The organism is Pseudomonas sp. lyk4-TYG-107, assembly GCF_030209055.1.
GTDB lineage: Bacteria > Pseudomonadota > Gammaproteobacteria > Pseudomonadales > Pseudomonadaceae > Aquipseudomonas > Aquipseudomonas putida_A.
This window is the reverse complement of sequence record NZ_JARVST010000015.1, coordinates 40,243-62,190: the sequence shown is the minus strand read 5'-3', so window position 1 is coordinate 62,190 and position 21,948 is coordinate 40,243. Positions and strand designations below refer to the sequence as shown.

General features: G+C 62.6%; 9 protein-coding genes. 8 read left to right on the top strand and 1 reads right to left on the bottom strand.

Annotation, left to right across the window (positions count from 1 at the left end; translation table 11 throughout):
- The 5 genes from QRN61_RS14090 to QRN61_RS14070 form a co-directional block, all read left to right on the top strand.
- Nucleotides 1-12,683: non-ribosomal peptide synthetase (locus tag QRN61_RS14090; protein ID WP_502942610.1), on the top strand; the 12,683-nt coding region annotated here is incomplete at its 5' end.
- A gap of 66 nt (nt 12,684-12,749) precedes the next feature.
- A complete protein-coding gene (gene macA / locus QRN61_RS14085) occupies nt 12,750-13,898 on the top strand; it encodes a macrolide transporter subunit MacA (RefSeq protein ID WP_027613123.1) in 1,149 nt (382 codons plus the stop codon).
- A gap of 2 nt (nt 13,899-13,900) precedes the next feature.
- Nucleotides 13,901-15,856, top strand: a complete 1,956-nt coding sequence (locus QRN61_RS14080; RefSeq protein ID WP_285374045.1) for a MacB family efflux pump subunit — start codon at nt 13,901-13,903, stop codon at nt 15,854-15,856.
- 744 nt (nt 15,857-16,600) lie between these two features.
- Nucleotides 16,601-16,972 (top strand): DUF6124 family protein, encoded by a 372-nt coding sequence (locus QRN61_RS14075; RefSeq protein ID WP_183785163.1) that lies wholly within the window; start codon nt 16,601-16,603, stop codon nt 16,970-16,972.
- Nucleotides 16,973-17,112: 140 nt separating this feature from the next.
- The gene (locus tag QRN61_RS14070; protein ID WP_285374044.1) at nt 17,113-17,472 is read left to right on the top strand and encodes a DUF6124 family protein; all 360 of its coding nucleotides are present in this window, start codon (nt 17,113-17,115) and stop codon (nt 17,470-17,472) included.
- A gap of 60 nt (nt 17,473-17,532) precedes the next feature.
- On the opposite strand, the gene QRN61_RS14065 is transcribed toward QRN61_RS14070, so the two are convergent.
- Nucleotides 17,533-18,291 carry a helix-turn-helix transcriptional regulator gene (locus QRN61_RS14065; protein ID WP_285374043.1) on the bottom strand — a complete coding sequence of 253 codons (759 nt, stop codon included), beginning with the start codon at nt 18,289-18,291 and terminating at the stop codon, nt 17,533-17,535.
- A 614-nt stretch (nt 18,292-18,905) separates the two neighbouring features.
- Between QRN61_RS14065 and ycaC the strand changes: the two genes are divergently transcribed.
- From ycaC to QRN61_RS14050, 3 genes are all read left to right on the top strand, one after another.
- On the top strand, nt 18,906-19,538 hold the full coding sequence (ycaC, locus tag QRN61_RS14060; RefSeq protein ID WP_007966399.1) for an isochorismate family cysteine hydrolase YcaC: 633 nt from the start codon (nt 18,906-18,908) through the stop codon (nt 19,536-19,538).
- A 201-nt stretch (nt 19,539-19,739) separates the two neighbouring features.
- Entirely contained in the window at nt 19,740-20,675 is a 936-nt protein-coding gene (locus tag QRN61_RS14055; protein ID WP_285374042.1) for a Gfo/Idh/MocA family protein, read from the top strand.
- A gap of 215 nt (nt 20,676-20,890) precedes the next feature.
- A complete protein-coding gene (locus QRN61_RS14050) occupies nt 20,891-21,943 on the top strand; it encodes an isopenicillin N synthase family dioxygenase (protein ID WP_225138724.1) in 1,053 nt (350 codons plus the stop codon).
- Nucleotides 21,944-21,948 lie beyond the last annotated feature (5 nt).

Below are 21,948 nucleotides of genomic sequence, written 5' to 3'. Positions count from 1 at the left end.
TGGTGCAGGGAACGACGCGCTCGTTGCTCGGTGACGTTGGCGTGCCGGTGATCGATCTGGATCTGCCGCATTGGCAATCGCTGTCGACGGAAAACCTTCCGCTCGCTGAATTGACCCCGCAGCACACCGCCTACGTGATCTACACCTCCGGTTCCACTGGCCAACCGAAAGGCGTGATCAACGAACACAGCGGGGTGGTCAACCGTCTGCTGTGGATGCAGGACGCTTACCAACTGAGTTCCGCCGACACGGTATTGCAGAAAACCCCGTTCAGCTTCGACGTCTCGGTCTGGGAGTTCTTCTGGCCGCTGATGACTGGCGCCCGATTGGTCATGGCCCGGCCCGAGGGACACAAGGATCCGCTGTATCTCAGCGACATCATCGAACGCGAACACATCACCACGCTGCACTTTGTTCCGTCGATGCTCGACGTCTTTCTCGCCCACGCCGACACCGCACGTTGCAGCAGTCTGCGGCAAGTCATGTGCAGCGGCGAAGCGTTGCCGGGCAGCGTGGTGCGGCGTTTCAAACAGCAACTGCCGGACAGCCAATTGCACAATCTCTACGGCCCGACCGAAGCGGCGGTGGACGTGACCGCGTGGAACTGCGCCGGTCCACTGGAAAGCACCCCGGACAACACGCCGATCGGCAAACCGATCGCCAACACCCGGATGTACATCCTCGATGCCCAGCAACAGCCGGTGCCGCAGGGTGTGGTCGGTGAGCTGTACATCGGCGGCGTGCAGGTGGCGCGCGGTTATTTGAACCGTCCGCAACTGAACGCCGAACGCTTCCTCACCGATCCGTTCCAGGCCAATGGGCGGATGTACCGCACCGGCGACGTCGCCCGTTATCTGCCCGACGGCAATATCGAATACCTCGGTCGCAACGACGATCAGGTGAAGATCCGCGGTTTGCGCATTGAACTCGGTGAAATCCAGGCACGCCTGACCCAGATCGATGGCGTGCAGGAAGCCGCCGTACTGGCCCGCGAAGACGTGCCGGGCGACAAGCGTTTGGTCGCGTACTACACCGGCGCACAGCTGGAAATTGAAACACTGCGCGGCCACTTGCTGGAAAACCTGCCGGACTACATGGTGCCCGCCGTGTTCGTGCATCTCGAAGCATTGCCGCTGAGCCCCAACGGCAAACTTGACCGCAAGGCGCTGCCGGCCCCCGATCTGGCGGCGCAGACCGCCCGTGAATACGAAGCCCCGGTCGGCGAAGTGGAAACCGCGCTCGCGCAGCTCTGGGCTGAATTGCTCAAGGTTGAGCGGGTAGGGCGCCACGACCATTTCTTCGAACTCGGTGGTCACTCGCTGCTGGCGGTGAATCTGGTGGCGCGGATGCGCCGTGCCGGCCTGAGCGCCGACATTCGCGTGCTGTTCAACCAGCCGACCCTCGCCGCGCTGGCCGCTGCCGTGGGCGGTGAACCGAAAACCGAAGTTGCGGCCAACCTGATCACTGCGGACTGCACGCGCATCACCCCCGAGCTGCTGCCACTGGTGGCGCTCGACCAGCCGAGCATTGACCGCATCGTCGCCAGCATCCCCGGCGGTGTGGCCAACGTGCAGGATATTTATCCGCTGGCGCCGTTGCAGACCGGCATCCTGTTCCACCATTTGTCCGCCGCACAGGGCGATCCGTATGTGTTGCAGGCGCAGTTCGCGTTTGCCGATGAGCAACGCCTTGACGCTTTCACCCATGCCTTGCAGAACGTGATCCAGCGCCACGACATCCTGCGCACTTCGCTGTTCTGGGACGGGCTGCAAGACCCGGTGCAAGTGGTCTGGCGTGAGGCGCCGCTGGCGTGCGAAGCGCTGCAACTGAATGGCGCGGACGGCGATGGACTGGAGCAATTGCGCCGGTGTTTCGACACCACGCAGTACCGCATGGCCGTCAATCAGGCACCACTGATGCGCGTGGTGCACGCCTGGGACGCCGCCCATCAGCGGGTGGTGGCGTTGTTGCTGTTCCATCATCTGGTGATGGACCACGTGGCGCTGGAGGTGCTGCAACATGAAATGCAGGCGTTCCTCAGCGGCCAGCCGCAACGTCTGGCCGAGCCGGTGCCGTATCGCAATTATGTGGCGCACACCCTGTCCGGCTTGAGTGACCAGCAGCACGAAGAGTTCTTCCGCGAGATGCTCGGTGACGTCGACGAACCAACCTTGCCTTACGGGCAGAACCCGGCGCCGGAAGGGCTGGCCACGCAGGCACAGTTGAGCCTCGACACCGCGCTGAGCCGCGACCTGCGCAGTCAGGCGCGGCGTCTGGGTGTCAGCGCGGCGAGCCTGATGCACCTGGCGTGGGCGCAGGTGCTGGGGCAGTTGTCCGGTCGCGATGACGTGGTGTTCGGCACGGTATTGCTTGGTCGGTTGCAAGGTGGCGAAGGCGCGGAACGGGCGCTCGGGGTGTTCATCAACACCTTGCCATTGCGCATCGATCTGCGTGCGCACAGCGTCAAGGGCGCGGCACTGGCGACGCATCAACGGTTGAGCCAGTTGCTGCAACACGAACACGCGCAACTGGCGCGCATCCAGCACTGCAGCGCGATGGCGCCGACCACGCCGCTGTTCAGTTCGTTGTTCAATTATCGTCATGGTGCCTCGGCGCAGGGCGGTTCTGCCGAGGCCCAAACGGCTTGGCAAGGCATGCAATTGCTTGAGGCCGAGGAACACAGCAACTATCGCCTGACCCTCAGCGTCGACGATCTCGGCGAAGGCTTCAGCCTGACCGCACTGGCCGGTGTCGGTATCGATGCACAGCGCATCTGCAACTATCTGCAATGCGCCTTGCACAGCTTGGCGGATGCGCTGGAACACGCGCCGCATCAAGGTTTCGAGCGGCTGTCGATCCTGCCGGACACGGAGCGCGAGCAGTTGTTGCACAGCTTCAACGCGACCCGCGCCAATTACCCACAGGGACTGACGATTGCCCAGCGTTTCGAGCAGCAAGCGCTTGAGCGACCGCAGGCGCTGGCGGCGGTGTTTGCCGATGCTTCGCTGAGCTATGCCGAGTTGAACCGCCAGGCCAACATGCTGGCGCATCACCTGATTGCGTCGGGTGTACAGCCTGACGACCGCGTGGCCATCGTCGCCCGGCGCGGTCTCGATACGCTGGTCGGGCTAATGGCGATTCTCAAGGCCGGCGCCGGTTATGTGCCGGTGGATCCGGCGCACCCGGCGGAGCGCCTGAGCTATCTGCTGCAAGACAGTGCGCCCGTCGCGGTGCTGAGCCAAAGCGATCTGCGTGAACGCCTGCCGGCATTGACGGTGCCGCTGATCGACCTTGATCTGCGCCAATGGTCAAACGAGCGCGTCGACAACCCATCGCTGCCGGCCCTGAGCCCGCAGCATCTGGCTTACGTAATCTACACCTCCGGCTCCACCGGTCTGCCGAAAGGCGTGATGGTCGAGCACCAGGCGCTGAGCAACCTCGTGGACTGGCACTGCGCGGCCTTCGATCTGCACGCCGGCAGCCATACCTCGAGCCTGGCCGGGTTCGGTTTCGACGCCATGGCCTGGGAAGTCTGGCCGGCGCTGTGCGTGGGTGCGACCGTGCATCTGGCGCCAAACCATGACGGCAACGAAGACATCGACGCGTTGCTCGCCTGGTGGCGGGCGCAGCCGCTGGACGTGAGCTTCCTGCCGACCCCGGTGGCCGAATACGCCTTCAGTCAGGAGCCGGCGCATCCGACCCTGAAAACCCTGTTGATCGGTGGCGATCGTCTGCGCCAGTTCAACCGCAACCAGCCGTTCCGGGTGATCAACAATTATGGCCCGACCGAGGCTACGGTGGTCGCCACCTCCGGCCTGATTGCAGCGGGCGACGTGCTGCATATCGGTAAACCGGTGAGCAATGCCACGGTGTATCTGCTCGACGCACGGCAACGCCCGGTACCGCTGGGGGTGATCGGCGAGTTGTATGTCGGAGGTGCCGGCGTGGCCCGTGGTTACCTGAACCGTCCGCAGATGACCGCCGAACGCTTCCTGCGCGATCCGTTCAGCAGCGTGCCGAATGCACGTATGTACCGCACCGGTGACCTTGCGCGCTGGCGCGAGGACGGCACGCTCGAATACCTCGGGCGCAACGACGATCAGGTGAAAATCCGAGGCGTGCGTATCGAGTTGGGCGAGATCGAAACCCGGCTCAATCAGCTCCCCGGCGTCCAGGAGGCGGTATTGCTGGCCCGTGAGGACGAACCCGGTCAGCCACGGTTGGTGGCGTATTACACCGAGCAGGGCGCAGCACTGAGCGTTGGCGATCTGCGCGCCCGGCTGTTGGCGCAACTGCCGGAGTACATGGTGCCGGCGGCATTTGTCAGGCTCGACGGATTGCCGCTGACCGCCAACGGCAAGGTCGACCGCAAGGCATTGCCGAAACCTGACCTGACTGCGCTATTCACCCGCGAATACGTCGAACCGCAAGACGAGCTGGAAACAGCGCTGGCGCAGATCTGGGCCGAGGTGCTGCAGGTCGAGCGGGTTGGCCGCCATGATCACTTCTTCGAACTTGGCGGGCATTCACTGCTGGCCATGCGCATGGTCGCGCAGGTGCGTCAGCAACTGGGGCTGGAACTGGTGCTGGCCGATCTGTTCGCCAACCCTGAACTGGCGGCGGTCGCCGAGTGCCTGTGCGTAGCGCAGGTCAGTAGCCAACCGCAGATCGTAGCGGTGCCGCGTGACGGCACGCTGTCCTTCGCCCAGCAACGCCTGTGGTTCCTCGCGCAAATGGACGGCGGCAATTCGGCGTACAACATTCCGCTTGGCCTGCGCCTGCATGGACGCCTCGATGTCGAAGCCTTGCAGCGCGCACTGACGCAGATCGTTGCGCGGCACGAAACGCTGCGCAGCCGTTTCGTCAGCGTCGACGATCAGGCGCAGGTGGCGATTGCACCGGTCGATAGCGGTCTGCTGTTGCAGGTGGAGGACCTGCGCCAGGATCCACAGGCCGAAGCCACGGTGCAGGCACTGCTCGCGCAGGAAGCCGCGACTGCCTTCGATCTGCAGCACGATCCGCTGATTCGCGCACGCCTGCTGCGTCTGGCTGACGATCATCATGTGCTGTTGCTGACCGTGCATCACATCGTCGCCGATGGCTGGTCGATGGGCGTGCTGACCCGTGAGCTGATGGCGCTGTACCAAGCCTTCAGTCACGGGCAACCGAATCCGTTGCCACCACTGGCGCTGCAATACGGCGACTACGCCGTGTGGCAGCGGCGCTGGCTCAGCGGTGAAGTGCTGCAGCGGCAGAGCGATTACTGGCAGCAGACCCTCGACGGCGCGCCGGCCTTGCTGACCCTGCCCACCGACCGTCCGCGTCCGGTACAGCAAGATTTCGCCGGCAGCAGCGTCGAAGTACGCCTGGATGAGCATCTGAGCACCGGGCTCAAAGCCTTGAGTCAGCGTCACGGCGTGACTCTGTTCATGACCCTGATGAGTGCCTGGTCGCTGTTGCTGAGTCGTCTGTCCGGGCAGTCCGACGTGGTGATCGGCTCGCCGGTGGCCAACCGCACCCGGGCCGAGATCGAAGGCCTGATCGGCATGTTCGTCAACACCCTGGCCCTGCGCATCGACACCTCGGGCGAACCGAACGTGGCCACGCTGCTGGCACGGGTCAAGGCGCGCACGCTGGAGGCGCAGGCGCATCAGGATCTGCCGTTCGAGCAAGTGGTGGAAATCACCCGGCCGGCGCGCAGTCTGGCGCACAGCCCGTTGTTCCAGAGCACGCTGAGCTGGGACAGCAACGTCGGGCCGAACCTGGCGTTGGGCGATCTGCGCCTCGAAGGTGTGGCCGCGCCGGGCCAGGTGGCCAAGTTCGACCTGACCCTGACCCTGGGTGAGGTCAACGGGGTGATTCGCGGATCGCTGGAGTACGCCACGGCGTTGTTCGATCAAGCGACCGTCGAGCGTTATGTCGGCTACCTGCAGCGCCTGCTGGCGGCGATGGTCAGCGATGAGCAGACGGTGTTGGAGCGGGTGGCGTTACTCACCGAGCCAGAGCGTCAGCGCTTGCTCTACGAGTTCAACGCCACCGCACGCGAATACCCGCAGACGTTGACCGTGCACGGGATTTTCCAGCAGCAGGCAGCGGCGCATCCCAAGGCGGTGGCGGCGGTGCATGGCGAGCATTCGCTGAGCTACTTTGAACTGAACGCCCAGGCCAACCGTCTGGCGCATCACTTGATCAGCCAGGGCGTGCAGCCGGGCGATCACGTGGCGATCCTGTTGCCGCGTTCGCTGGAGCTGCTGGTGGCGCAACTGGCGATTGCCAAGTGCGCGGCGGCCTATGTGCCGCTGGATATCAATGCGCCGAGCGAGCGGCAGGCGTTCATGGTCGAAGACTGTCACGCGGCGGCGTTGCTGACCCTCAGCAGTGAAGTCATCGACTACGCTGCGCCACGCATCGACCTCGACCGCTTGACCCTCAGCGGCCAACCGACGCACAACCCGAATCTGGCGCAGTCCTCGGAGTCGCTGGCGTACATCATGTACACCTCCGGCTCCACCGGCACGCCGAAAGGCGTGATGGTGCCGCACCGCGCCATCGGCCGCCTGGTGCTGAACAACGGCTACGCCGATTTCAATGCGCAGGACCGCGTGGTGTTCGCCTCCAACCCGGCGTTCGACGCCAGCACCATGGACATCTGGGGACCGCTGCTCAACGGCGGGCGTGTGGTGGTGATCGATCACCAGACCCTGCTTGATCCGAACGCGTTCGGCCATGAATTGAGCGCCTCCGGGGCGACTGTGCTGTTCGTCACCACTGCGCTGTTCAACCAGTACGTGCAGTTGATTCCGCAGGCGCTGAAAGGCCTGCGCATTCTGCTGTGTGGCGGTGAACGGGGCGATCCGGCAGCGTTCCGTCGACTGCTGGCCGAGGCGCCAGAGTTGCGCATCGTGCATTGCTACGGCCCGACCGAAACCACCACTTACGCCACGACGTTTGAAGTGCGTGAAGTGGCGGAAAACGCCGAGAGCGTGCCGATTGGCGCGCCGATCTCCAACACTCAGGTGTACGTGCTCGACGCGCATCAGCAACCGGTGCCGATGGGCGTGACCGGCGAGTTGTACATCGGCGGGCAGGGCGTGGCGCTGGGTTATCTGAATCGCCCGGATCTGACCGCCGAGAAGTTTCTGTGTGATCCGTTCAGCGAGCAGCCGGGCGCGCTGCTGTATCGCACGGGCGACCTCGCGCGCTGGCTGGCCCCGGGGCAGCTCGATTGCATCGGGCGCAATGACGATCAGGTGAAAATTCGCGGTTTCCGTATCGAACTGGGCGAAATCGAAAACCGCCTGCTCAACTGCCAGGGGATCAAGGAAGCGGTGGTGCTGGCGCGCCGCGATGGTCAGGACATCTCCCGTCTGGTGGCGTACTACACCGCCCACGCCGGGCGCCTGGACAGCGCCGATCTGCACGCGCAGTTGCTGGCGCGACTGCCGGAATACATGGTGCCGAGCGCGTGGGTACAACTGGATGTACTGCCGTTGAACAACAACGGCAAGGTTGACCGCAAGGCGCTGCCGGCGCCGACCCAGGCAGCGATGCTCAGTCGGGTGTATGTCGCGCCGATCTCGGCGCTGGAACAACATTTGGCGCGGATCTGGGCTGGCTTGTTGCAGCTCGAACAGGTCGGTCGTCACGACAACTTCTTCGAACTGGGCGGGCATTCGTTGCTGGCGATGCGCATGCTGTCGCAGGTGCGCCAGCAGTTGGGCGTCGAGCTGACACTGGCCGAGTTGTTCGCCAACCCCGAGCTGGCTGCTGTCGCCGAGGTGCTGAGCCGGGCGGGGCGCAGCACCTTGCCGGAGATTTTGCCGGCACCCCGTGATCAGCTATTACCGCTGTCTTTCGCTCAGCAACGCCTGTGGTTCCTGGCGCAGATGGATGGCGGCAACAGCGCCTACAACATCCCGGTCGGTCTGCGCCTGCGTGGTCGGCTGGATGAAGACGCGCTGCAACGGGCACTGGCACGCATCGTCGCGCGTCACGAAACCCTGCGCAGCCGCTTCAGCCAGATCGACGATCAGCCGCAGGTGTTGATCCTGCCGGCCGAGATCGGTCTGTTGCTGGCGGTAGAAGACTTGCGTCAGCACCCACAGGCTGACAACGCCTTGCGTGGCCTGATCGAGGAACAGGCCTGCGCCTCCTTCAATCTGCAGCACGATGCGCTGCTGCGCGGACGTCTGGTGCGTCTGGCCGACGACCATCATGTGCTGTTGCTGACGCTGCACCACATCATCGCCGATGGCTGGTCGATGGGCGTGCTGACCCGTGAGCTGGCCGCGTTGTATCAAGCGTTCAGCCGTGGCGAAGACGATCCGCTGCCGCCGCTGGCGCTGCAATACACCGACTACGCAGTGTGGCAACGGCGCTGGCTCAGCGGCGAGGTGCTGCAGCGCCAGAGCGATTACTGGCAGCAGACCCTGACCGGCGCGCCGGCCTTGCTGACCCTGCCCACCGACCGTCCGCGTCCGCCACAGCAGGACTATTCCGGCAGCCGCGTCGACATGCTGCTTGATCAACACTTGAGCGCCGGTTTGAAAGCCTTGTGTCAGCGTCGCGCGGTGACGCCGTACATGGTGATCATGAGCGCCTGGGCGATGTTGCTCAGTCGTTTGTCCGGGCAGAACGACGTGGTGATTGGCTCGCCAGTGGCCAACCGCACCCGCGCCGAGATCGAAGGCCTGATCGGCATGTTCGTCAACACCCTGGCGCTGCGCATCGACACCTCGGGCGAACCGAGCGGCGAGGCGCTGCTGGCGCGGGTCAAGGCGCGGACTCTGGACGCTCAGGCGCATCAGGATCTGCCGTTCGAGCAAGTGGTGGACATCAGCAAACCGGTCCGCAGCCTGTCGCACAGCGCGTTGTTCCAGACCATGCTCAGTTGGGACAACAACGACGATCCGAGCCTGACCCTCGGCGACCTGACCCTGGAAGGGGTGGCCGGCGACAGCCATTTTGTGAAATTCGATCTGTCGCTGAGTCTTGGCGATTCGCACGACGGCATTCGCGGTTCGTTGCGCTACGCCACGGCGTTGTTCGATGAGTCGACGGTGCAGCGTTTCGTCGGCTACTTCCAGCGGCTGCTGGCGGCGTTGGTCAACGACGATCAGGCCGTGCTTGCGCGAGTGCCGTTGCTCGCACCGCAGGAGCAGCAGCGTTTGCTGGTCGATTTCAATGCCAGCGCCGTTGATTGTCCGCTGGAGCAGCCGTTGCATGGCTTGTTCGAAGCGCAGGTGCGGCGCAAACCGGACGCCATCGCGCTGCAATCCGCGCAGGGAACCCTGACTTACCGCGAGCTCAATCAGCGTGCTAACCGTTTGGCCCAGCATCTGCGCGAACTCGGTGTGCAGCCGGATGCGCGGGTGGCGATCTGCGTCGAGCGCGGGCTGGATTTGGTGGTCGGTCTGCTCGGCATCCTCAAGGCTGGCGGCGCCTATGTGCCGCTGGATCCGGGGTATCCGGCGGAGCGTCTGGCCTACATGCTCAAGGACAGCACGCCTGTGGCGGTGCTGGTGCAAACGGCGACTCGCGGGTTGTTCGATGAAGGTGCCGCGGCGTTGATCGACCTGGATCACGACAGTTGGCAACATTTGCCGGATCACGATTCGCCAGTGCCGGGCCTCAGTGCCTCGAATCTTGCGTACATGATCTACACCTCGGGCTCTACCGGGTTGCCGAAAGGCGTGATGATCGAACACCGCAGCGCCTGCAATATGGTGCATTGGGGGTCGCAGATTTCGCCCCCGACCGAACACGGTGCGTTGCTGCAAAAAGCGCCGTTCAGCTTCGACAGTTCGGTGTGGGAGATTTTCTGGCCGCTGTGTTCGGGGATGCGTCTGGTACTGGCGCGACCGGACGGCAATCGCGATTCGGCGTATGTGGTGCAGACCATTCGTGAGCAGCAGGTGACGGTGGTCAAGTTCGTCCCGGCGCTGTTGCAGCAGTTCATCGAACAGGATGGCGTCGAACAGTGCACCAGCCTGACCGATGTGCTCAACGGCGGTGGTGAACTCAGTGCAGCGCTGGCGCGCCAAGTGCGCGATCGCCTGCCGTGGGTGCGGTTGCACAACGTTTACGGCCCGACTGAAACCACGGTGGACAGCACGGGCTGGACGCTGGAACCGCACATGCCAGTGCCGGAAAACGTGGTGCCGATCGGCAAGGCTCTGAGTAACACGCGTTTGTACGTGCTCGATGCGTACGGTCAACCGGTGCCGCAAGGCGTCAGCGGCGAGTTGCACATTGGCGGCGTCGGCGTGGCGCGTGGTTATCACGGACTGCCGGAGATGCAGGCCGAGCGCTTCATCGACAGCCCGTTTGTTGCGGGTGATCGCCTGTACCGTACGGGGGATCTGGCGCGCTACAACAATCATGGGGAACTGGAATTCCTCGGCCGCAATGACTTCCAGATCAAGCTGCGTGGCTTGCGACTGGAGCCGGGGGAAATCGAGGCGCGGCTGATCGAACATCCGGCGGTTCGCCAAGCGGTGGTGATGGTGCGCGATGAGCGTCTGGTGGCCTGGTACAGCTTGCGCGCCGGCATCGACGCGCCATCGCTGGAAACCTTGCGCGGCCATGTGCTGGAGCGTTTGCCCGAGTACATGGTGCCGGGCGCGTTCGTATTGCTCGACGCTTTGCCGCTGACACCGAACGACAAGATCGACCGCAAGGCCCTGCCGGAACCGGGTGCAGACGCGGTGATCAACCGCCCATACGTGGCGCCACAGGGTGAAGTCGAAACCGCGCTGGCGCAGATCTGGAGCGAGGTGCTTGGCGTCGAACAGGTCGGTCGTCACGACAACTTCTTTGAACTGGGCGGGCATTCGTTGCTGGCGGTGAAGCTGGTCAATCTGCTGCAACGGGCCGGGCTGCAACTGTCGCTGGCCGAGCTGTTCCAGCATCCGAGCATCGAGTCTGCCGCCGCGCTGCTCAGTCAGGGCGAGGCGCCCGGTCAGCCTGACGGGCTGGTCGTGGTGCGTGCCGGGGCGCACGGTACGCCGCTGTTTCTGATGCATGAATTCAGCGGCAGGGACGTATATTTCCCGACGCTGGCCCAGCACATCGGTGGCGAGTTCCCGATTTACGGCCTGCCCGGTGTGCCGCTGGGGCAAGCGCAATTGCGCACGCTTGAGTGCATGGCGCAGCGCATGGTCCGGATCATCCGCGCGGTACAGCCTCACGGGCCGTATCGGCTGGCGGGCTGGTCGTTCGGCGGGGTGCTGGCGCATGAGGTCGCCCAGCAATTGCTCGGTCTCGATGAACCGGTGGAATTCATCGGCATGCTCGACAGCTATGCGCCAAACCCGCTCGCCCAGGACAAGGCAATGTGGAGCGGCGAGGGCCTCGACAAGCGCCAGTTACTTGGCCATTGCCGAGGGCGTTCGCTGATGCTGGGTGCCGAAAGCGAGGCGGCGCTGGCGGCGGTGCAAGTGCTGGAAGCACAAGTCGAACAACTGGATTTCCCCGAGCTGTTCAAGCGCTGTCAGGCGCAGCAACTGACCGATCCGGAACTGGCCACGGTCAGCGCGGCGGACGCCTGGCATTACTTTGATCGCGAAGCGGCGCATCGTCTGGCGCTGGCGCATTACCGGGTCAGCCCCGCGAGCCAGCCGATCCACTTGTTCCGTGCCCAAGAGTTGATGGACGGCCAGTCGATGCCGAGCCCGGCGCGCGGCTGGGAAGAGCGCTTCGACATTGGCTTGCTGCGTTGCATCGACATCCCCGGCGATCACCGGACCATGATGAAGCACCCGCACATCCAAGCGCTTGGCCAGGCCATTACCCAGGCGCTGGAAACCCTGGTGACGCCGGAACCGGCGCTGTATCAACCGCTGCTGACGATTCAGACCGGGCAGCCGGGGTATGCGCCGATTTTCTGCATGCCGGGGGCGGGTGACAGCGTCACCGGGTTCATTCACCTGACCGAGGCGATAGGCCCGGAATGGCCGATCATCGGTCTGCAACCGCGCGGGCTGGACGGCGTCAGTGTGCCGCACAGCGCGGTCGAAGCCGCTGCCGCGTTCTACCTGCAAGCCATCGAGCAGATCCACCCGCAAGGGTCGCTGCACCTGATCGGCCATTCGTTCGGCGGCTGGGTCGCGCATGCCATGGCCGCGCAGTTGCAGGCCGCCGGGCGCGAGGTGGCTTCGCTGACGTTGATCGACAGCGAGGCACCGGGCGGTGACGGCACGGCGGGCAAACCGTACACGGCCACTGCCGCGCTGCAACGGCTGATTGACACCCTGCAATTGTCCTGTGGCAAGTCGCTGGGCATCGATCCTGCGACCTTCGCCAACGCCGACGACACCACGCAACTGCGTCTGCTGCACGCAGGCATGGTGCGCGCCGGGGTGTTGTCGGAGCGCGCGGCGCCGGATGCGATGCACGGCCCGGTACGCACCTTCGCCAGCGCCTTGCGCACGGTCTATCAACCATGTCTGGCCTACAGCGGGCCGGTGCGGCTGGTGCTGGTTGATGACCCGACGCTGGACGAGTGGGGCAATCAGCGCGAACAGGCGGCGGTGCTTGCAGGCTGGCAGCGACAGGTCAGCGATCTGGCGGTGTGGTACGGGCCGGGCAACCACTTCACGATTCTCAAGGCGCCCAACGTCTTCAGTTTCGCCGCATGGTGGCATGACGGTCTGTCGCTGGCGGTCGGCGAAGTGCTGTCCTGAGTATGGTTGTTCTATCAAGACCCGGCCGCCGGCCGGGTTCATCCCTGAACGGACTTGTGGTTATTTATGGAAAAGTCGAAGTTGCGCAAAGTCGGTATGGGGTTGGCATTGGCGGCGGTGGCCGGGTTGGTGCTGTACACGGTGCAGGCACCGGCCGAAGCGCCGAAATACCAGACCGCCCCGGTCGAACGCTCGGATATCGAAAACACCGTGCTCGCCACCGGTTTGCTGGAAGGCGTCAAGCAAGTGGATGTCGGCGCTCAGGTGTCGGGGCAGTTGAAGTCGCTCAAGGTCAAGGTTGGCGACAAGGTGAAGAAGGGCCAATGGCTGGCCGAGATCGATCCGCTGGTGCTGCAGAACACCCTGCGTCAGGCGCAGGTCGATGAGGAAAACCTGCAGGCGCAAAAGCGCGCCACGCAGGCCCAGCTCAAACAGACCAAAGCGATTTACCAGCGCTATCAGAACCTGCAGGAAGACGCGTCGATCTCGCGTCAGGATTTCGAAACCGCGCAATCGGACTACGAGGTGCAGCAGGCCAATCTGCTGTCGCTGGACGCGCAGATCAAAAGTGCGCACATCCAGATCGACACCGCCAAGGTCAATCTCGCGTACACGCGGATCGTCGCGCCGATCGATGGCGACGTGGTCGGCATCGTCACCCAGGAAGGCCAGACCGTGATCGCCAACCAGTTGGCGCCGATCCTGCTGAAACTGGCGGATCTGGACACCATGACCATCAAGGCCCAGGTGTCGGAGGCCGACGTGATTCATATCGCGCCGGGGCAGCAGGTGTATTTCACTATTCTCGGCGAGGACAAACGCTATTACGGCAAGCTGCGCGGCACTGAGCCGGCGCCGCAGAACTTCCTCGAAACGCCGCCGGCCGGCACCCCGAAACAGAACACTGCAGTGTTTTACAACGCGTTGTTCGAGGTGCCCAATCCCGACCATCGCTTGCGCATCTCGATGACCGCGCAGGTGCGTATCGTCCTCGATACCGCGCAATCGGTGCTGACCGTACCGGTGGCCGCGCTCGGGCCACGCAACGCCGATGGCAGCTTTCCGGTGCGGGTGCTCGATTCCAAGGGCCAAGCGCAGTCGCGCAACGTCCAGACCGGGATCAACAACAACGTCAAAGTGCAGATCAATCAGGGCCTCAGCGAAGGCGAGCGGGTGGTGATCGGTGATCCGTTGCCCGCCGTGGCGGGGGCTTGAGCATGACGCAGCCGTTACTGCAACTGACCGGCATCACCCGCAGTTTTACCGCCGGCGACCGTGAATTTCTCGCACTGAAGAACATCAACCTGACGATCAGTGCCGGGGAAATGGTGGCGATCATCGGCGCCTCCGGCTCCGGCAAATCAACCCTGATGAACATCCTCGGCTGCCTCGATTACGCCACCGCCGGCAGCTACAAGATCAACGGCCAAGAGACCCGCGACCTTGACGATCAGGCGCTGGCCGAACTGCGCCGCGATTACTTCGGTTTCATCTTCCAGCGCTATCACTTGCTGCCGCACCTGAGCGCGATGCACAACGTCGAGATGCCAGCGATCTACGCCGGCATCCCCGCGCCGCAACGCCACGCCCGCGCCCGCGAGTTGTTGGCGCGACTGGGTCTCGACGGGCACCTGACCCACCGGCCGAGCCAGCTCTCCGGTGGTCAGCAGCAACGGGTGAGTATCGCCCGGGCCTTGATGAATGGCGGGGAAGTGATTCTCGCCGACGAACCCACCGGCGCCCTCGACACCGCCAGCGGCAAGGAAGTGATGCGCATCCTGCTGGAGCTGCACGCGGCCGGGCACACGGTGATTCTGGTGACCCACGACCCGAAAGTCGCGGCCAATGCCGAGCGCATCATCGAAGTCAGCGACGGAGAAATCCTCAGCGACCGGCGCAACCAGCGCGACACCGGGCAACTGTCGGACGAAGACGTGCCACCAAAACCCCCGGCGACCCGCCGCCTGGTGGCCAGCCTCGGGCTGTTCAAGGAAGCCTTCAACATGGCCTGGGTGGCGCTGATTTCGCACCGCATGCGCACCTTGCTGACCATGCTCGGGATTGTCATCGGCATCACCTCGGTGGTGTCGATTTCGGCGATCGGTGAGGGCGCGAAAAATTACGTGCTCAAGGACATTTCGGCGATTGGCAGCAATACCATCGATATCTATTCCGGCAGCAGTTTCGGCGACAAGCGCGCCGCCTCGATCGAGACACTGGTGCCGGCGGATGTCACCGCGCTGAATCAACTGTATTACGTCGACAGCGCCACCCCGGTGGTCGGTCGCAGCATGCTTCTGCGTTATCGCAACATCGACCTCGACGCGCAGATCAATGGCGTCAGTGATCAGTATTTCCAGGTTCGCGGAATCAAACTGGAGGCGGGCATCACCTTCAGCGAGAGCGATGCGCGGCGCCAGGCGCAGGTGGTGGTGATCGACTACAACACCCGGCATCGGTTGTTCGGCGAGGGTGTCGATCCGCTGGGCCAGGTGATCCTGATCGGCAACCTGCCGTGCACCGTGATCGGCGTGGCCGCCGAGAACAAGAACCTGTTTGCCTCGGGCAAAACCCTCAACGTCTGGGTGCCCTACGAAACCGCCGCCGGGCGTATCCTGGGCCAACGCTTTCTCGACAGCATCAGCGTACGGATCAAGGACGGCCAGTCGAGCAAAGTCGTGGAAAATCACGTCACCCAATTGATGCTGCAACGCCACGGCATCAAGGACTTCTACACCAACAACCTCGACAGCGTGATGCAGACCGTGCAGAAAACCAGCCGTTCGCTGGCCTTGCTGCTGTCGCTGATCGCGGTGATTTCGCTGGTGGTCGGCGGCATCGGCGTGATGAACATAATGCTGGTGTCGGTCACCGAGCGTACGCGCGAGATCGGCATTCGCATGGCGGTCGGCGCACGCCAGTCGGACATTCGTCAGCAGTTTCTGGTGGAGGCGGTGATGGTCTGCCTGCTCGGCGGGGCCATCGGCATTTCCCTGTCGTATGCCATCGGCCATCTGTTTTCGCTGTTCATCAAGGAATGGGAGATGGTGTTCTCCATGGCCTCGGTGCTGACGGCGGTGATCTGCTCGACGTTGATTGGCATCGTCTTCGGCTTCGTCCCCGCGCGTAATGCATCGCGCCTGGACCCGATCGAGGCGCTGGCGCGGGACTGATTGCCGAAGCTGATTGGCCGGGCTCGTGCACTGAAGTGCACAAATCGAAAGGGACGGGTCATGAACCCGTCCCTGTTTTTCGCTTTCCAACTGTGGGAGCGGGCTTGCCAGCGATGACGGCCTACCCGCCGACCAACCTCCCACCTGAATGCACGCACTCCAACTGTGGGAGCGAGCCTGCTCGCGAAAGCGGCCTCACAGTCGACCAGTCCCTGACTGAATGCACTCGGTCAAATGGTGGGAGCTGGCTTGCCAGCGATGGCGGCCTACCCGCCAACCAACCTCCCACCTGAATGCACGCATTCCAACTGTGGGAGCGAGCCCGCTCGCGAAAGCGGCATAACAGACAAAATCAAAACAACAGAGCAAACCCCGCAAATAAACATAACCCCGCAACCGCGTTTAAAGTACACGAACCGTTACGCCATAACGGCTACAACGCCTTGCGCCGTTACCTACGCGTACGCCAGAATCCGCCGGCTTACACGGCTATGGGGCGGGCTATATCGTTTCCCTGTCACTGAAAATCAGTGATCGGGTTTGGTAGCCCGTTTCTAAGTGTGATGGCGACACCGTGTGCAGTCCCTTTTCAGGGGCTCGATTTTATGGTGGCCATGCGTGGGGCTCCTTCGGGAGCGCCGGGTTTTCCTGCTTAGACCGGTCTACCAACCCGCGTATGGCCGCCACCCTCGTTTGGTAGCGAGAGTGATGGCTCCTTACTTTTGCTAAGCAGGAGCTTCATCCATGTTCAAAGCCACACCCAACCCCCCGGACACCTCAATCCCGTACGACCCAGCCCTCGACCCGCAGAAGATAAAAGCGGCCACCGACCGCGCCATCAACTTCTACCTCAACCCCGGCGCACTGAAGATCTCGATCCCTTTAACACCCTCAAGCAAATCCAACAGAATCTTCCTCATCGACCCCACCGTGGACGAGGAAACCTTGCTCGTCGAAGCCTGCGAATCTTTAGCCGCCGCCAGTGACATGGCCCGAGATATCGGCGACACCGTCGACAACTCGCAGCGCCGGGCGATGCTGATGCTGCATCAGGTAATCATGCTCAGTGAACTGATGGTCAACCGGATACTCGATGGCCGCCGCGTGCCGAACTAACTGCCCGGTCCCCGTGTAGGAGCTGCCGCAGGCTGCGATCTTTTGATTTTGTTTTTAAGATCAAGATCAAAAGATCGCAGCCTGCGGCAGCTCCTACAGTGAGTAATCCTTTCAAAGTGCCCCGATCGGAGTTCCAACTGATGCCCGAACCCAAGCCCAACCCGCCGGCCACAGAGTCGGTATCACCCTACGAATCCCTCAACTCCAGAAAGCTCCACGAAGCCGCCGAACGCGCCCTCGACCATTACCTCGCGCCCGCGAACATCATGGCAACGCCGTACACCCCCAGCAGCATGTTCCTGGTCAACCCACAAACCGACACCGAATCCCTGCTGGCCAACGCCTGCGAATCCCTGGCCTCGGCCACCGTCATGCTTGGTGATTTCGCCGGAACGCTGGAAGGGCCGGGTCGCAATACGGTGTTGGGCATTGCGCAAGTGGTGATGCTGGGGGAGTTGGCGGTGAATCAAGCGCTGGATAGAGTTGTGCCGAAGGATTAGGCCCCCAATGTAAAAAACCGCCGCCCGGGGAGGGCGGCGGTTTTTTGTTCGGTTGCGGACTCAGGCTGCGCTGGTGGCGTGGCTGGTGTCCTCTGGCGAATACATCCAGCGCATCAACGAATGCCGGCCGCTGATCCCCAGTTTGATCGCCGCGCGCTTGAGATAGCTTTCCACCGTGTTGACCTTCAGTTGCAACTGTTCGGCCAGCTCCGGCGCGGTACGTCCGGCGAGCAACCCGATGCACACTTCGGTTTCGCGATTGGACAGGCTCAGGCCCAGTTGCTGTAAACGCTCGTTGAAGCGCTGCCGCAGGTTTTCCAGGCCCTGTTGCGCGCCGTCCGCGCCGGGCGACGGGTCTTCTGTGTTGGCCTGCTGGGGTTGCAGGGCGTGAATGTGTTTTTCCAGCATCGGCAACAGCACCGGAGAAATGTCCTGCAACAAACTCTGCTCCTGAGCCGAGAACCGTTGCGACTGGTCGTTGCGATACACCGAAATCACGTAGCGGTAGCCGTCCTTGCGCCGGGTCAGGTGCAATTGTGAGGCGTCGGCGCTGGCCCCGGCTGGCGGCTCCATTGGCTCGCTCGAGCGTGCGGCAATCTGTTCGCAGAATACCGTTTCAGCCTGCTGGGCCGAGTCTTTGCCGGTTTCCAGTGGGTGGCGATGGGCGGGGCGGCCCACCGGCTCGACGCGCATCTGGCGAATGTGTGTGGCGTCCACCGCCAGTTGAGTCTGGATCAGGTCATGCAGCATCCGCGGAAAGTGCCGGCTGCCGGTGCTCGCAATGACTTTACCGATGTGGGGAAACAGGTGTGAATTCATAAACATCATCCATGAGTTGCAGGTGAAACAGTCCCATTCCTGAGCTGCGTCGAGCATGTTCCCTGGTCGGCGCAAATGTCAGGATGTGGATCCTATCCTAGTACAACGTTTGAAAGACGGTTTAATGAAGGTGTTATTAGCTCATAACTTCATCCACAGGGTTATGCGGTGAACCCAGGGTTGTCGGCTTGTCGAGATCATTGTGGGAGCGGTGAACTCAGGAATGACGGCCTGCCGAGATCCAGTGTGGGAGCGGGCTTGCTCGCGAAAGCGGTGTGTCAGCCATTTGAGATGTTGCCTGGAATGAACCCTTCGCGGGCAAGCCCGCTCCCACAGAGTTATGGGGCACCGCCTACCCGCAAGGCCTCAACTTGATTGGCGCAACGGTGGAGAGGGTCCTGAACCGGGCACCGTACAGTTTGATGATCGCCAAACCAATTCCCGAGGCGGATTGAGTTGGAGGCTGGCAAGCCTGTGTTGTGTCGCCAGGATTGTCCGTTATGAGTTGACAGTGAAACGCTTTTCAACCGATTTATCCGTTCAGGCGGTATCCGTAATCTGTGCCCATGTTCAACGCAACGCCCACTACCTCAACCAAGAAAAGGGATTCAAACATGAGCACTGCAACCTACAACCGCCTGAACAAAGACGACGCCGTAGTCCTGCTGGTCGACCACCAGACCGGTCTGATTTCTCTGGTTCAGGACTTCTCGCCGAACGAGTTCAAGAACAACGTCCTGGCGCTTGCCGACCTAGCGAAATTCTTCAACCTGCCGACCATTCTCACCACCAGTTTCGAACAAGGCCCCAACGGCCCGCTGGTCCCGGAACTGAAAGAAATGTTCCCGGACGCGCCGTACATCGCCCGCCCAGGCCAGATCAACGCCTGGGACAACGAAGACTTCGTCAAGGCGATTAAGGCCACCGGCCGCAAACAGATCATCATCGCCGGTGTCGTGACCGACGTCTGCGTCGCATTCCCGACCCTGTCGGCACTGGCCGAAGGCTTTGACGTATTCGTCGTCACCGACGCCTCCGGCACCTTCAACACCACCGTCCAGCAAGCCGCGTGGAGCCGCATGACCCAGGCCGGCGCACAAATGATGAACTGGTTCTCGGTCGCCTGTGAGCTGCACCGCGACTGGCGCAACGACATCGAAGGGCTGGGCAATCTGCTGTCGCAGCGGATTCCGAACTACCGGAACCTGATGAACAGTTACTCGGCGTTGACCGCGCAGCAGAAGTGATTGCAGCGTTGTGAACGTGAAAGCCTGCCCTGAAAAGCAGGCTTTCTTTGTTTGCGCCGCGGCATCAACGTTACTACCCGGCGCGATGAACCGAGCGCTGGCTTCTGCGGTTTTTTGATCAGACTCAGCTGGGTTTTCCGTGACGTTTACGGCTAATCTGCGCACTCGCTGACGACAACAAGACAAAAACAGGAGTCACTGATGCAACCGATCCGTCTCGGTCTGGTGGGCTACGGCAAGATTGCCCAGGATCAACATGTGCCGGCGATCAACGCCAATCCCGGATTTCGTCTGGTGGCGGTCGCCACGCAAGGTAAACCCTGTGCCGGGGTGGAGAACTTTAACTCGTTGAGCGAGTTGCTGGAGAACGGCCCCGAGGTGGATGCGATTGCGTTTTGTACGCCGCCGCAAGGTCGGTTCGCACTGGTGCAGCAGGCGCTGGCCGCCGGCAAACATGTGTTGGTGGAAAAACCGCCGTGCGCCACGCTGGGTGAGGCGCTGGCCCTGGTCAGTCAAGCGCAGCAACAGGGTGTCAGTGCGTTGTTCGCCTGGCATTCGCGCTACGCCCCAGGTATCGAAGCCGCCCGCGACTGGCTCGCCGGCCGCACGCTGCAAAGCGTGCAGATCGACTGGAAGGAAGACGTGCGCAAGTGGCATCCCGGTCAGACGTGGATCTGGCAACCCGGTGGTCTGGGCGTTTTCGATCCGGGCATCAATGCCTTGTCGATTGTCACCCGTTTGCTGGCGCAGCCATTGTTTGTCGAAGCCGCCGAACTGCGTGTACCGGACAACTGCCAGTCGCCGATTGCCGCGTCGATCAAGATGTCCGACGCGAACCGACTCGACGTGCAGGCCGAGTTCGATTTCGACCACGGTCACGACGAACTCTGGAGCATCGAGATTCGCTGTGCCGAAGGAGTGCTGCGCCTGGACAACGGCGGGGCGTTGCTGAGCATCGACGGCGTGCGCCAAGTGGTGTCGGAAGAGGGCGAGTACACCGCGGTGTATCGACACTTCCGGCAACTGATTGGCGATCGGGCCAGCGACGTCGATCTGCAGCCGCTGCGGCTGGTGGCTGACAGTTTCTTTATCGGCAGCCGGGTGGCAGTCGAACCGTTTTATGACCCGGCACGTTGATCAGTTGAAGCGGGAGAGCTGTCGCGTGATGACAGCGAACTTGAGCGTCAGGCCTAAGCTAATGCAAAAAGGGTATTTGTTCGTGGTTTTTAAGATCGTTTAGTTTTGTCTCACGACGAATCAAACGCATCAAACCGATAGACCCCCGATTGCCATGACGGCACACGCTGAATCGATCAAAGGCTCTTCAGGTTTGGTTCACACGGGAGTGAATCATGCCGCATACCCTCGATATCACCACGCTGCCGACGCTGGACCTTTCGTTGTTCGAAGGCACCGCGCAACAGCGTTATGAATTTCTTGAAAACCTGCGTCACGCCGCGCGTGACGTCGGCTTTTTCTATCTCACCGGCCATGGCATCGACAGCGACCTGCTCAAGCAGGTGCAGGATCATGCCCGGCAGTTCTTCGCCTTGTCCGAGCACGAAAAGACCGCCGTCGGCATGATCAATTCGCCGCATTTTCGCGGTTACAACCGTGCCGCTTCCGAGATCACTCGTGGTCAACCCGATTGGCGTGAACAGTTCGATCTCGGCGCCGAGCGCGAAGCGTTGCCGCTGGACGCGGACAGTCCGTTGTGGGCTCGGTTGCAGGGCCCCAACCAATGGCCGGCGGCGCTGCCAGAACTAAAACCGCTGCTGCTCGAATGGCAACAGGCGATGACGCGCATGGCGTTGCGTCTGCTGCGTGCCTTTGCCCAGGCGCTGTCGCTGCGGGCGGACGCGTTCGATCAGTTGTACGGCGACAAGCCCAACGAACACATCAAGTTGATGCGCTATCCAGGCCAGGCCGCCAGCGCGAGCCAGCAGGGCGTCGGCGCGCACAAGGATTCCGGGTTCCTCAGCTTTCTCCTGCAAGATCAGCAGGCCGGTCTGCAAGTGGAGGTCGAGGAAGGGCGCTGGATCGATGCGCTGCCCCGCGACAACACGCTGGTGGTGAACATCGGCGAACTGCTGGAGCTGGCCACCAACGGTTATCTTCGCGCCACGGTACACCGCGTGGTTTCGCCGCCCGCAGGCAGCGAACGCTTGTCCATCGCCTTCTTCCTCGGCGCGCAACTCGATGCCGTGGTGCCGCTGTATCCGTTGCCCACCGCGCTGCTGCGCGAAGCGCGTGGCCCGGCGAGTGATCCGCTCAATCCGTTGTTTCGCGATGTCGGCTGGAACTACCTCAAGGGTCGGTTGCGTTCGCACCCCGACGTCGCCCGGCGCTTCTATGCCGACGCGCTGATGCCCGCCGCACCGGCTCGTAAAACCGCCAACGCCTGATTCAT